The organism is Kitasatospora sp. NPDC001132 (genome assembly GCF_053598415.1).
Genome location: NZ_JBSFKF010000008.1, coordinates 246,307 through 259,903, shown reverse-complemented (window position 1 = coordinate 259,903; position 13,597 = coordinate 246,307). Strand labels below are relative to the sequence as shown.

The window sequence follows — 13,597 nt, the reverse complement described above, 5'->3', positions numbered from 1 at the left end:
GGCGTCCCCGGGCGGAAGACCACCCGGTCACCACTCGACGGGAAGGCTCTTGACCCCGTACACCAGCGACTCCGTGCGGTACTCGATCTCCTCGAACGGGACGGCGAGCCGCAGGCCGGGGAAGCGGCGGAACAGCGCGGGCAGCGCGATGCCGAGTTCGAGGCGGGCGAGTTGCTGACCGACGCACTGGTGCCTGCCGTAGCCGAAGGCCAGGTGCGGCACCGGCTTGCGGCGCAGGTCGAGCACGTCCGCGGGCGAGGGCAGGTCGGCGCCGTGGTTGGCCATCACCGTCGAGACGACGACGTACTCGCCGGCGCGTACCTCCTGGCCGTTGACCGACAGGTCGGTACTCGCCCTCCTGACCAGCGGGGGCGCCACCGCGAGGAACCGCAGCAGTTCCTCGACGGCGCCACCGGACAGCTCGTCCTCGTCGCGCAGGACCGCCAGCTGCTCCGGGTGCGACAACAGGGCGAGGACGCTGAGCCCGATCATGCCGGAGAGGGTCCCGTGTCCGGCCACGAGGACGTCCAGGCCCATGCCGACGAGTTCGTCGTTGCCGAGCTCCGCACCGTGCTTGCGCACCAGGTCCCCGAGGATGTTGTCGCCCGGATCCCACCGGTGCGCGGCGACCAGTTGGGCCATGTAGTCGGTCATGGCCGCGAAGTTCTCCTGCTGGACCTCCAGCGTGGTGTCGACGCTGCTCGCGATCGAACTGCGCTCCAGGATGCCCGCCCGGTCCTCGAGCGGTGCCCCCAGCAACTCGCAGATCACCATCAGGGGCAGCGGTTCGGCGAAGGTCCTGATCAGGTCGGCGCCCGGACCGGCCGCCTCCACCGCGTCGAGGTGCTTCTCGACGATCTGCTCGATCACGCCGCTGAGCGCCCGGATCCGCTTCATCGTGAAGGCACCGGCCTGCATCCGGCGGTACCGGGTGTGCTCGTCCCCGTCGTAGTTGAGCAGGACGCCCGGCTGGTTCATCACCGAGCGCGGGCCGGTCCAGTGCGGATCGAAGGCGAACCCGACCTCGTGGCGGGCGTCGGACAGCACCGTACGGGCGTCGTCCTCCCGGGTGATGAGGACGGCCTCGACCTCGCCGAGCTGGGAGTTCGGCACCGGGACCCGGTGCAGCGACGGGTCCTGGTGCAGTTCCACCAGAGCGGGCCCGGGCCGGAACGGACACTCGGCCTGACGGTGGTTGTGCGGCATCGACACCGGTTCGGTCATGGCGTTCATTTCCTTCCTGACGGCACGAGGGCGATTCAGCGCGGAGCGGCCACCGGTCGCGGGCGGTTCGTCATGAGGCGCTCGCCTTCTCGCGCAGGAGTTCCCGGGTGATGCCGTCGAGCCGCGCCGCGGCGCCCTTGTCGAACGCCGGGCGCAGGAGGCTGAGGGGCGTGCCCTCCACGAAGGCGCTCAGCGGCTCCCGCGGCGGGGCGTCGATGATCTCGAGGATCGGCGGGACGGTGAACTCGACCGGCTGCGCGGCCCGCTTCATCTGGTCGATGTGCGCCGCGGTGGCGGCGTCGAACTCGCCCGCGAAGCCGGTGCGCGTCCCACCGGGGAACAGCAGCACGTACCGGGCGCGACGCGCGCTCCCGCCCTCGGCGAACGAGACGCCGAGGAGGTCGTTGAGCCGGCCGCCCTGGAACATCGCCGACCAGCCGTCGTAGCCCCGTTCGAAGCCGAGGTCGTTCCAGTTGACGCCCGGCGCCCCCACACCGGGACCGGCGATGTTCATCACGACCGGCGTCTCGGCCTTGTTCATCAGGTCCGCCAGGCCGTACCCGAGCAGGTACCGGCTGAGGTAGTACAGCGCGAAGTTGTGCTCGATCCCCTCCGAGGTCACCATCCGGTGGCTGCGGAAGTAGCGCGCGCACAGCACGAGGACGTCCACCGCCTCGAACCGGTCCTCGATCTCCGCGATGACGCGCCGGTTCTCGCTGACGAGGCTGAGGTCGGCCTCGATGAAGAAGGCGCGGTCGACCGCGCCCAACTTCTGCGCCGTGTCGAGGTACTTCTTCCCCTTCACCGGGTCCGGAGCGATGACGACCACCTGGTCGCCCCGGCCGAGATAGGTGTTCGCGAGCGCCTGCCCGATACCGGAAGTGCCCCCCGTGACAACAATGGTCTTCACCGTGATCCTCCTCGGAACACTGGGTCGTGAGATTCTGCGCAGCAGAAGAGCTCCCGCCCGCGGGCAGACTTCACCCCGGGACGGATGGCGAAAAAGAGAGAAATCGGGAAAGAGAGAAATCGGGAAAAGGGGTCAGCGTCAGGAGATCAGCCGACCGCGGCGGCGATCTCCGCCCGGACCACGTCGCCGGCGAACTCGACGGCCGCTTCCGCGGCGCCGGTGGACCCCAGGGTCGACCCGTTCACGTAGACACCGTCGATGATCAGCATGATCCGGTCGCCGAGCCGCTCCGGGTTCGCGGCCGCGGTTCCGCGTGCGAGGTCCCGCAGTTGCTCGCGCACGCGCCGGAAGTGCTTCACGGAGACCTGGTGCGCCGGGTGGTCCGGGTCGGGGAACTCCGCCTGGGTGTTGCGCAGCGGGCAGCCCCTGGCGTTCGGCGCCATGGCCCGGACCGCCCGGACCAACTCGACGAGCCGCTCCTCCGGCGACTCCACCGCGGCGCACACACCGGTCACGAGCCGGTCCCAGTCCTCGGCGGACCGCTCGAGGTAGGCCACCACCAGCTGGTCCTTGCCGGAGAACTCCCGGTAGAGCAACTGCTTTCCGCAGCCGGCCTCGTCGATGATCTGCTGCATGCCGACCGCGTGCACGCCCCGCTGGTCGAAGAGGTGGGCAGCGGCGTCCAGGATGCGCTCGCGGGTACCGGCAGCAGGTTTCCGGGCCATGGGCCGAGGCTAGCAGACCATTCGGTCCCGTCCCGGCCGAACACCGGTCGTCACGACCGCGCTCGCGGCGCACCGCGGCCGCCGTGCGCGGGCCCTGGGCCCTGGGCCGCGCCACCCGCGCGGCCCAGGACGACGGAGCCTCACCTGCGCCGCGCACGCACATGGGACATCGGTGTCAGCACCCGCCCGCGCTCGTCCACCCGGATCGCGTCCGGGCCCGGCCTGGCCCCGGTGTCCGGGGCGTCCGCCGTGCCCAGCCTGGCCAGGATCTCGCGGGTGAAGGTCGTGGCGAAGACGGCTTCGGCGATGTCCTCGATCTCCCAGTGCGGGCCGAGGTTCGCGTGCAGGTTGGCCTCGCTGACCAGGGCCTCCGCCACGATCGGCGTCCCCGACGGCATGGACTCCGCGAAGCAGAACAGGTGCAGCGTGGCACCCGGCCGGCACACCCGGTGGAGCGCGGCGGCGTACGCCGAGCGCTGCTCGTCGTTCAGGCAGTGGTAGAGGCCGCTGTCGAGCGCGGTGTCGAAGTCGCTTCCGACACCGTCCAGTTCGGTGGCGTCCGAGGTCAGGAACCGCACCCGCGCGCCCTGGGCCGCGGCCCGCCGCACCGCCTCCTCGATCGCGCTGGGCGAACCGTCCACGCCGGTCACCTCGTACCCCTGGCCCGCCAGCAGGATGGCGTTCTCGCCCAGTCCGCAGCCCACGTCGAGCACCTTGCCGCTGAAGCCGCCCGAGCGCGCCAGGTCCACCACGGCCCGCTGGGGCTCGCCGATGTCCCAGGGGATCAGCACCTCACCGGGGGCGACGCCGTCGAAGGACGCGCGCCCCGCGTACAACGCCTCGTATTCCTTGTCCTCTTGAGAGAAAGTCCGCTGCGTGGTCATGCCGGTCCCCTTGTCGCTCGCAAGCTCGTCAACCAACACTCGGTGGATCTGACGCGCCCCGGACGGGGCGGGTCGCGTCCCTACTGGACGTTGTTCACTTCCTGCGCCGACGCGGCCACCGGGGCCGTCTCGGCCTTCGCCGCGGCCTCGCCCTTCGTTCCGGCCTCGTCGTTCGCTCCGGCCGCGGCCGCCGCCGTGGGACGCATCCGGGACGCGACGACGAGCGTGAGGACGACGACCACGGCCATGGCCAGGAAGACGTCGGAGTAGGCCGAGCCGTGGTGGCCGGAGAAGAGGGGGTTGATGGCGTCGCTGCCGCTCTGCTGCCTCGCGGACACCAGCACACCGAACACGGCCGGGCCGGTACCGGCCCCGAGGAACTGGGCGCCCTGGAGGATCCCGAGGCCGACACCGACCTGCTCGGGCGGAAGTTCGCTCGCCGCGGCGCCGATGATGGTGGTCATCACGAACATGAAGCCGATGCTCAGCCCGAGGATCCCGATGCCGGCGAAGACCACCGAGGAGCCGCCGGTGAAGGACGAGAGGAACAGCGAGAACAGCCCGATGAGGCCGAGCCCGAAGAGCACCAGGACCCGCGCGTTGACGCGGCCGGCGAGGCGGCCGATCCACGGCGAGAGGAGCGCGGTCACGACGCCGGCCGGGATCATGACCAACGCGCCCTTGCCCGGGGTGAGTTCGTTGACCTCCACGAGCAGCAGCGGGACGAACACCAGACCGCCGAGGTTGACGACCATCGCCAGGAACGCGACGAGGATGCCGGTCCGGTAGACGCGGTTGGTGAACAGCGACGGCGGGACGAACGGCTGGTCGACCCGGACGGTGCGCAGCCCGAAGACCACGAGCGCCACGACGGCGACCAACAGGCTGCCCCAGGCCAGCGGGTCGGTGAAGCCGGAGACCTGCGCCCGGGTCATGCCGAACAGGACGAGGCCGGCTCCGAGGCCGAGCAGGAGGCCGCCGGGGAGGTCGAGCCGGCCCGAGCCCTGCGGAGTCTCGTCCGGCAGTACGCGCAGGGCCGGGACGAGCAGCAGCAGCGAGACCACGAGCATGATCCAGAACAGCGCGGGCCAGCCGAGCGCCTGCCCGATGCCGCCGCCCAGCGCCGGGCCGGCGGCGGTGCCGACGCCCGCACCGGCGGAGACGACGCCGATCCCGACACCGCGCCGCTCCGGCGGCAGCAGCGTCGTGACGGCGATGATCGAGAGCACGGGGATCGCGGCCGCGCCGATGCCCGTCACGATCCGCCCGGCCACGAGCACGGCCAGGTTCGGGGAGAGCGCGCAGATCAGGCTTCCGAGGGCGTAGGTGAGCAGCGCGAACGCGAAGAGCCGGCGCAGGCTCACCCGGTCCGAGATGCGGCCGTACAGGGGGATCCCGACGGAGAACATCAGCAGGAACCCGGTGACGACCCAGGCGAGTTCCGCCTCGGAGGCGCCGAACTCGGACCCGATCGTCGGGAGCATCAGGTTGACCATGTCGCTGGCCGTGACCGTGGCGAGGATCGCCGGCATCAGGACGGCGAGTAAGCCCATCCCCGAGCCGGTCCGCTCGGTCGTTGTCGACGTGGAAGTCATTCCAGGCCCTTCGGGTGACTTTCCGCCACCATGATAGTTACAGTTAGGGCAAAAGGGCGGCGGAGGCACTGCCTCCGCCATCGGTCAGCTGGTGACGCGTTGTGCGAGCTCCCGCTCACTGGCCAGCACTTGCCGGACGAGGTGGGCGATCGTCGTCCGCCCGAGCCGTTCCTTCATGGCCCGCTCCGCGTCCTGGAACTCCGCCTCGAGCAGCTTCTGCATATTCCGCCCCACCTCGCACTCCGCGCTCGGCGGATGCGGGTGCCGCGAAAGGATCGGCCCCGCCTCCACCGCGGTGTACGCGTCGTAGAGCGTGATCTCGCGGGCGGGCCTGGCGAGCGACCAGCCGCCGTTGCGCCCCTCGGTGGACAGGACCAGGTCGGCGTCCCGCAGGCTGCCGAGGATCCGCCGCACCAGAACCGGATTGCTGGCCAGGCTCTCCGCGATCTCCACGGAGGTCAGCGAGTGGTCCCAGCGCCCCAGCATGGTGAGTGCGTGGATCGCGACCGCGCTCCTGCTGCTGATGCTCACCGTGATGACCCCTTCGCGACGGTCGCCTCGCCGATCCAACTGCAACTACGCTAGTAGCGGTTTTATCCGGGTGTCAATCCGCCGCACGCGTGCGACCTCACCAGGGCCAGCGCCACTCCTTGTTCTGCGGAACCACCCAGTAGTGCTCCAGTTCGACACGCTCGAACAGCCACCGGCCGTCCTCGAACAGATAGGTGTCGGAGAACCGGCCGACGCTCTGGTGCACCAGGTCCGCCCGGTCGAACCGGACGTGCTCCACGAAGAAGCAGGCGCCGGACGCACGGTCGTCGCCCTCGACCTCCACCTGGTGGACCTGGTTGAAGTTCCTCAGGGCCACCTCGGAGGCCCCCTGGAGCTCGACCATCTTCGGCAGCAGCGCGCTGTAGTACTCCTGGATCGCCGCGCGCCCACGGGCGTCGCCGAAGCTTCCGTAGTCCAGATGCGCGTCCTTCGCGAACAGGGCGCCGAGGCCCTGCCAGTCCCGCGAGTTGAGGCAGTGGTGGAAGGCGTTGCGCAGCTTCGTGAGCTCACGGATCGCCTCCAGCTCCCGCACCCTGGCCGACAGTTCGTCGATCCGTGCCACCAGGTCAACCTCGTCCGCCATCGTGCATCCTCCCGAGCGCCTCGGATCCCGTTCCGCCTCTTGCCGGAACCGGACCGAGAGTCGCAGCCGCGGAACACGCGTCACAAGGCCCGCACGCCTTTCCTGTGGTCGGCCCGCAATCCTCCGACTCCCCCGCGCGACTAGGGTCGAGCCGCAGGAACGCCGGCGACACCCGACGGGAGACACCGTGAAGCAGTCGAAGCGCATAGCCCTGATCAGTGGTGCGGGCCGCAACATCGGCGCCGCGACGGCCAAGGAGCTGGCCGGCCGCGGCTACCACGTGATCGTGAACTACCGGAGCGACGCCGAGGCGGCGGCGGACGTGGTCACGGAGATCGAGTCGCGCGGCGGCACGGCCGAGGCGGCGCAGGCCGACGTCTGCGACGCCGACCAGGTCGGCGCCCTCGTCGAGCGGGTGCGGGCCGACCACGGGCGCATCGACCTGCTGATCTGCAACGCCAACACCGTGACACCGCCCTTCGCCTCCTTCGCCGAGCTGAGCTGGGACGCCTTCGCCGCGAAGGTCAACGGGGAGCTCGCCGGCTCCTTCTTCCTCACCCAGCACACGCTCGCCGTCATGCGCGAACAGCGGTCTGGCCGGATCATCTACATCTCCAGCACGGCCTCGGACACCATCGGCATGGCCCTGCCCCACTCCGTCGCCAAGGCGGCGCTGAACACCTTCAGCCGCCACATCGCCGGCATCGCCGCCGAGCACGGGGTGACCGTGAACACCGTCGCGCTCGGCGCCGTGCACACCGACGCCACGGCGGAGTTCAGCGAGGAGTTCTGGAAGTACACGACCGACCGCTCGGTGGCGGCACGCCGGGTGGAGCCGGCGGACGCCGCGCGCGCCGTGGCCCTCGTCGCCGACGACGGCTTCGCCTTCACCTCCGGCCAGGTGATCCGGGTCGACGGCGGCTTCGAGGTCCTCGACCAGCAGCTGCACCCCCTGGCGCACAGCTTCCGCTGACGGCGCTCCCGTGGGGCCGGACGCCGGCGGCCGACCCCACGGGACGCCCGGTGCACGGCGGGCACCCGGCGCGACGCGAGCGCCCACGGGTCTACTCGAAGTGCCGCACCATCGGGTTGAGTTGCCGGTCCAGGACCTCGAAGCCGCCGTCCACCCGCAGCACCTGGCCCACCGACCCGCTGAAGTCCTCGTCGGCGAGCATCGCGATGCTGCGGGCCGCCTCGTCGGCCTCCAGCAGCCGGCCGGACGCCGACCGGCTCTCCATGAACGTGCGGAGCTCGTCCGTCATGACACCCGCGGTGGCATCGGTCCGCACCGCGCCGAAGGCGACGGTGTTGACGACGACCCCGTACTGGGCGGCGACGCCCGCGACGTGCCGGCTGAAGGTGTTGAGCGCGGCCTTGGCCGTGGAGTGGGCCGCGACGGTGCCGATCGTGTCCGCCGCGGTGCTCGAGACGTAGACGATCCGGCCCCTGCGCTCCTTAACCATGGCGCCCAGCACGGCCTGGGTGAGGAAGTACGCTCCCGCCAACTCCCCGGTCACCTTCCCGATGAAGTGGTCCCAGGAGAGCGTGAGCAGGGGCTCGAACGGCGGGTTCACCGTGTTGGCGTTGCAGACCAGGGCGTCGAGGCGACCCCGGTCGGCGCGGATGCGGTCGAGCATCCCCGACACCTGCCCGGGGTCGCAGACATCGGCCCGCAGCGCCTGGGCCGATCCGCCCGCGGCCTCGATCGAACGCACCACCTCCGCTGCCGCGTCGGCGTTCTGACGGTAGTTCACGACCACGTGGTAGCCGCGCCTTCCCATCTGCCGCGCGGTAGCCGCTCCGATCCCGCGGCTCGCACCGCTGATCAGCACCACCCGCTGTGACTGCTCCACGTTTCCTCCCTGGTCCTGGGCGTCCGGGGTCTGCCCGTCAGGCGACCTTGGACCCGGACCGGCCGCGTTGTCTCTACGGGTCTCCACCAGATTCCCCGCCCCTCCCGCGGGGCTCCCCCATGACCCCGCGGGGCTCGACGCCTTACCGCTTGTTTGCCTTTTGACAGAAGCTTCGTATCGTGACATGATTCCCACACCGGGACGTGGACCGATCGGTCCAGCATCAATAGAGATTCACCGCGCGGAGCTTCTCAGAGCCAGGGGCCGCTCCCGGCAAGAGGGTTCACCCAAGGGCGGGGCGACGGCCTCGCGAAACTTTCCGACCGACATCACCGTCAAATCCCCTGCCGGCACCGGGGGCACGGCCCAGGTCGTGGCCTCCCCGTTTCGCCGAGCAGTTCCCAGCCCGACCTCCGCCGACGGCCATCAATGGCGATGCCGCAGATCCCGAGGTCAGCCGCGGGCGACCGGCCCGACGCGCCCCAGTCCGCGTCGTGTTGTGAAGTGGCACCATTCGTCAGCTATGGGGGTGGCAGAAAATGGCCGGAGACGATAGGAATTGCCAAACCACAAAGGCCGGTATCAGAACCGATGAGGCCCCCGCGTTCCCGACGGCCAGGAACGTGGCGAATACCTACGTACCGGGAATCCCCCTCACCGAGAACCGCGCACTCCTGCCACCCGACGAGTTGAGTCTCGCCCTGAGCACCATCGAGTTCGCGAATCGCGGAGTCGACCGCGTGATGGTCAACGAGCAGGCCAAATGGCTGCTCGACACGGCGGAACCGCACCGGAACCCGCACCGCACCTGGCTCGCGATCCTGGCCCTGCTCTACGCCGGAGACCTCGAATCCGCCGACGCGCAGTGCAGGAGGCTCCGGGACGACCCCGCGTGGACGGGCTCGGCCCCGCGCCGGGAGCTGCTCACCCTGCTGCGGGCACGGAGCAGCCTGCTCGCGGGGAGGGCCTGCCAGGCCGCGGACATGCTCCAGACCATGCTCGATCGCGGCACGTCCACGCAGTCGGCCTGCCTCGCGATCGCCTGGCTGATCGAGGCGCTGGTCCACCTCGGCGAACTCGACCGGGCGCACCAGGTGCTGCTCGACAGCAAGCTGGCCGGGCCGCTCGACCCCGACCTGCCGGACCGTGCCCACGTCCTGGCCGCCCGCGGGGCCCTCCACCTGGCCGGCGGGCAGTTCCGACACGCCATCGACGACTACATGGCGTGCGGCTGGGTCCTCGACAGCTGCTTCGTCGTCAACCCCGCGGTGATCCCTTGGCGTTCGAGGGCCGTGTTCGGGGCGCTGGGCATCCGCCGGTACGACCTGGCACTCGCCCTCGCCGAGGAGGAGCTCATCGCGGCGAGCAAGTGGGGATCTCCGCGCGGCATCGGCATCGCCCTGCACGCCGTGGGCGTGGCACGCCGGGACGGCACCTCCGTCGCCGCACTCGAGGAGGCCGTGGCACTGCTGGCCCAGGGCCACGCGCGCACCGAGTTCATGCAGGCCCTCTACGACCTCGGCATGATGCAGATCCGGCGCCAGGACGTGTCAGCGGGCCGCAGGCGGCTCGTCGAGGCGGCCATGGTCGCGTACGAGTGTCGCAACGCCTTCTGGCAGAAGCGCATCCGCTTCGCCCTGGAACGCCTCCAGGCCCCCGCCAACACCTCGAAGCTCACCCGCCAGGAGGAGAAGATCGCCTACCTGGCCCGTGCCGGACACAGCAACCGGCACATCGCCCAGATGACCTGCCTGACCGTCCGGACCGTCGAGTTCCACCTCTCCAGCGTGTACCGCAAGCTCTCCATCTCCGGCCGCCGGGAACTCGTCACCGCGCTGATCTCCGTCCCGTCCTGACACCCCACTCCACCGGGCGCCGCCCCCAAGACGGGCGAGCGGCGTGAAAGGAGAGCGCGAGGTCGACCACGGGGACGGAACTACGACGCAATACGAACTCCGCACCATCCAGGGCCGGTTCGGCGTCTAGGCTGAACTACTTGTACCGCAGGGCCGTCTCGATGACGGCCCCGGGGTCCAGGTGCTTCGCTTCGTCCCGGGTGCTCCACCACGACGAATCCGGCCCGGGGACGGAGAAGGAAAGGCTGATCACAGGGGCTCTCCTCCGCTGGTTCCGCGGGGAAGAGGCCCACGTCGCCGAGGAGGCCTCATGCCCGCCCCCCAGCGCAGCCGCTCCGCTCCCGCCGCCCGACGGCGCCGGATCCTCCGGCGCACCGTCGCGGCCGGCCTCGCCCTCACGGCCTGCCTGAGCGCGCCCGCCGCCGCGACGCCGCCCGCGCAAGCCACGGAAGGCCTCGCCCGGGGGCTCGACCGCTACTACGGGCAGCACCTCGACTGGCACGGCTGCGTCCTGGGCCCGGACGACCAGGACGGTGCCGCACTCGAACGGGCCGGCGCCCGCTGCACGGACGTCACCGTGCCGCTCGACTACGCGGACCCCGGCGGACGCACTGTCACGCTGGCGCTCTCCCGGATCAAGGCCACCGACACCCGCCACCGGATCGGCGCACTGCTGCTCAACGACGGCGGCCCCGGCAGCCCGACGCTCGGCGCACCACCCCGGGTGCACGCCGCCCTCAAGGAGACCGCCGACCGCTTCGACATCGTCGGGCTGGACCCGCGCTTCGCCGGCCGCAGCGCGCAGATCGACTGCGGCTGGCCCGTCGGCTTCAGCATCCAGTCCTCCGGGACCGGCCGGGCGGGCTTCGAGCGGCAGGTCACTCTCCAGCGGGACCTCGCGGCCAAGTGCCGCTCGGCGGCCGGCGATGTGCTGCCGTACGCGAGCACCCGCGACACGGCCCGGGACCTGGACGTGGTCCGGGGCGCGCTCGGCGAGCGGAGGATCTCCTACCTCGGTCTGTCCTACGGCACGTACCTCGGCACGGTGTACACCCAGATGTTCCCGGGCCGCGTCGACCGGATGGTCCTGGACAGCGCGCTGGACCCGGGCCGCGTCGGCCCCGCGCTGGTCCCGAGCCAGCTGCCCGGGCTCGAGCACGCGTTCGCCGACTGGGCGGACTGGGCGGCGGCCCGCCACGACACGTACGGGCTCGGCCGCACCCGCGAGGAGGTGACCGCCGGGATCCTGCGCACCGTGGAGACGGCCGCGAACCGCCCGCTCGTCGTCGGCACCGGCGCCGACGCCTTCGAACTCGACGACTCCCGGGTGCCGTTGCTGCTCTTCGCGGGGCTCCAGGGCGACTCCGCCCCGGAACGGGCCTCCCTCGCCGAGCAGGTGGCGATGCTCGCCGAGGCTGCGGCGGGCCGGCCGGTCACCCCGACCGCGGACACCACCGCCCTGCTGCGATTCCTGTTCAGCCCGCAGGGGTCGCCGGCCGGCAGTGCCATGCAGGCCATCGCGTGCGCGGACGGAACCGCGTCCCGCGACCCCGAACACTACTGGCGCGAGATCGAGCGCAGTCGCGCCGAGAGCCCGCTGTTCGGCCCGCTGCTCGACAACATCACCCCCTGCGCCTTCTGGGACCGCCCGCGCGAGGCGCCCACCCAGGTGCTCCGCGACGCCCGGGCGCTGATCCTCTCCGCCACCGGCGACCCCCGCGCCCCCTACCGCGGCGGCGTCGCCCTGCACGACATGCTGCCCGGCTCGCGCCTGCTGACCCTCCAGGGCGCCAACCAGCACGGGCTGTACGGGATCTACGGCAACGCCTGCGTGGACGACACGGTCAACGCCTACCTGGCCGGCGGACGCCTGCCGGACACCGACCCGACCTGCACCCGCCAGTAGCCGGCCGCCGTCGGCGCGGGCCCGCGGACACTTCACGGGCCCGCAACGGCCGCCCGCAGCGGGTGCTCGCCCGTCCACCAGGTGCCGGGGCCGATCGGCACCGCCGGCCAGGAGTACGGTCCTGGCCGGGGCGGCTCCCGGAGTCTGCTCCCGGGCGCGGTTTCGTCCTGGGTGCGGACGAACTCCCCTCCCCCCGAGTGGTCCTCTTGATGAAGGCCGGGAATCACCGGCGCCATTCATCGGAGGGGTCCTTTCGTGTACGAGCACGCACCGCACAGCCGTTTCCCACTCTCCCGCCGGGGCGGCCGACACCGGGCGGTGGCGGTCGTGACCGCCGTGGCCGCCGGGGTCGTGGCGGCCTCGGCACTGGCACCGACCGCGGCGTTCGCGGGCGGCAGGCCGGACAGCGTCCAGTCGAGCCTGAACGCGCTGGTGAAGGACGACGGCATGCCCGCCGCGCTGGCCTCCGTCAAGGGCCGCGACGGCCGCACCCGCAACTACACCGCCGGCGTCGGCGACCTCGCCACCGGGGCCAAGGTCCCCGTGGACGGGCAGGTACGGATCGGCAGCAACACCAAGGCCTTCACCGCCGTCGTGGTGCTGCAGCTCGTTGCCGAAGGAAAGCTGGGCCTGGACTCCCCCGTCGAGACCTACCTGCCGGGTCTGCTGCGCGGCGACGGCATCGACGGGCGCGACATCACCGTCCGTCAGCTGCTCCAGCACACCAGCGGCCTGCCCGAGTACGTGGACAAGGGCTCGATCCTCGCCGGTCCGAAGCGGTACTACGAACCGCGTGAACTGCTCGACTCGGCCCTCGCCCAGAAGGCTCACTTCGCCCCGGGCACGCGCTGGGAGTACAGCAACACCAACTACCTGATGGCGGGCCTGATCATCCAGAAGGTCACCGGGCGGCCACTGGGTGAGGAGATCAGCCGGCGCGTCGTCGACCGCATCGGCCTGCGCCACACCTACTTCCCCACCCCGGGGGACACGAGCATCCACGAGGCCCACCCCAAGGGTTACCACCGGGACGCCGACGGCTCGCTCCGCGACTACACCGAACTGGACCCGTCCTGGGGCTGGGCGGCGGGCGCCGTCGTCTCCACCGACAGCGATCTCAACTCGTTCTACGCCGCGCTCCTAGGCGGCAGGCTCCTGCCCGCGGCGCAGCTCGCCGAGATGCGCACCACCGTCCCCGCCGACGTGGTGGCTCCGGGCATCCGCTACGGGCTGGGCCTGATGAGCCGGCCGCTGCCGTGCGGTGGCGTGTACTGGGGCCACGGCGGGACCATTCCGGGCTACGACACCGCCGGGGGCGCCACCGATGACGGCCGCGCCATCAGCATCACGGTGACCAGGATCCCGGATGACGCGGCCAAGAAGCACGTGGAAGCCACGGTGGACTCCGCCCTGTGCCGCTGACCCTCCCCGATCCGGCCTGAGCGTCCGCACCGGCACGACCAGCGGGTTCTGCGCGCCCCTGCGCGCAGAACCCGCGCGCCCCACCGA

At 71.3% G+C, this 13,597-nt stretch carries 12 protein-coding genes; 4 read left to right on the top strand and 8 right to left on the bottom strand.

All coding sequences use genetic code 11. The features are described 5' to 3' along the window. Nucleotides 1-27: 27 nt before the first annotated feature. From ACWDBE_RS14515 to ACWDBE_RS14485, 7 genes are all read right to left on the bottom strand, one after another. A complete protein-coding gene (locus ACWDBE_RS14515; RefSeq protein ID WP_449790856.1) occupies nucleotides 28-1,224 on the bottom strand; it encodes a cytochrome P450 in 1,197 nt (398 codons plus the stop codon). Between the two features lie 70 nt (nucleotides 1,225-1,294). After that, a complete protein-coding gene (locus ACWDBE_RS14510; protein ID WP_449808147.1) occupies nucleotides 1,295-2,134 on the bottom strand; it encodes an SDR family NAD(P)-dependent oxidoreductase in 840 nt (279 codons plus the stop codon). 146 nt (nucleotides 2,135-2,280) lie between these two features. Next, the gene (locus tag ACWDBE_RS14505) at nucleotides 2,281-2,859 is read right to left on the bottom strand and encodes a TetR/AcrR family transcriptional regulator (RefSeq protein ID WP_449790854.1); all 579 of its coding nucleotides are present in this window, start codon (nucleotides 2,857-2,859) and stop codon (nucleotides 2,281-2,283) included. A gap of 140 nt (nucleotides 2,860-2,999) precedes the next feature. Further along, nucleotides 3,000-3,743 (bottom strand): class I SAM-dependent methyltransferase, encoded by a 744-nt coding sequence (locus tag ACWDBE_RS14500; RefSeq protein WP_449808146.1) that lies wholly within the window; start codon nucleotides 3,741-3,743, stop codon nucleotides 3,000-3,002. Between the two features lie 80 nt (nucleotides 3,744-3,823). Then, nucleotides 3,824-5,338: an MFS transporter gene (locus ACWDBE_RS14495; protein ID WP_449808145.1), complete on the bottom strand. Its 1,515-nt coding sequence runs from the start codon at nucleotides 5,336-5,338 to the stop codon at nucleotides 3,824-3,826. 84 nt (nucleotides 5,339-5,422) lie between these two features. Next, on the bottom strand, nucleotides 5,423-5,869 hold the full coding sequence (locus ACWDBE_RS14490) for an RrF2 family transcriptional regulator (protein WP_449790851.1): 447 nt from the start codon (nucleotides 5,867-5,869) through the stop codon (nucleotides 5,423-5,425). 97 nt (nucleotides 5,870-5,966) lie between these two features. Then, nucleotides 5,967-6,473, bottom strand: a complete 507-nt coding sequence (locus ACWDBE_RS14485; RefSeq protein WP_449808144.1) for a nuclear transport factor 2 family protein — start codon at nucleotides 6,471-6,473, stop codon at nucleotides 5,967-5,969. 187 nt (nucleotides 6,474-6,660) lie between these two features. Here ACWDBE_RS14485 and ACWDBE_RS14480 point away from each other — a divergent pair, with 187 nt between their 5' ends. Continuing rightward, nucleotides 6,661-7,446, top strand: coding sequence for an SDR family oxidoreductase (locus ACWDBE_RS14480; RefSeq protein WP_449790849.1), 786 nt, complete (start codon nucleotides 6,661-6,663; stop codon nucleotides 7,444-7,446). Nucleotides 7,447-7,537: 91 nt separating this feature from the next. Here the strand turns inward: ACWDBE_RS14480 and ACWDBE_RS14475 are convergent, their stop codons facing one another. Continuing rightward, nucleotides 7,538-8,326, bottom strand: coding sequence for an SDR family oxidoreductase (locus tag ACWDBE_RS14475; RefSeq protein ID WP_449790848.1), 789 nt, complete (start codon nucleotides 8,324-8,326; stop codon nucleotides 7,538-7,540). Nucleotides 8,327-8,949: 623 nt separating this feature from the next. Between ACWDBE_RS14475 and ACWDBE_RS14470 the strand changes: the two genes are divergently transcribed. From ACWDBE_RS14470 to ACWDBE_RS14460, 3 genes are all read left to right on the top strand, one after another. Further along, nucleotides 8,950-10,182, top strand: a complete 1,233-nt coding sequence (locus ACWDBE_RS14470; RefSeq protein ID WP_449790847.1) for a helix-turn-helix transcriptional regulator — start codon at nucleotides 8,950-8,952, stop codon at nucleotides 10,180-10,182. A 310-nt stretch (nucleotides 10,183-10,492) separates the two neighbouring features. After that, a complete protein-coding gene (locus ACWDBE_RS14465; RefSeq protein WP_449808143.1) occupies nucleotides 10,493-12,088 on the top strand; it encodes an alpha/beta hydrolase in 1,596 nt (531 codons plus the stop codon). Nucleotides 12,089-12,406: 318 nt separating this feature from the next. Next, nucleotides 12,407-13,510 carry a serine hydrolase domain-containing protein gene (locus ACWDBE_RS14460; protein WP_449808167.1) on the top strand — a complete coding sequence of 368 codons (1,104 nt, stop codon included), beginning with the start codon at nucleotides 12,407-12,409 and terminating at the stop codon, nucleotides 13,508-13,510. The last annotated feature ends 87 nt before the right edge of the window (nucleotides 13,511-13,597 follow it).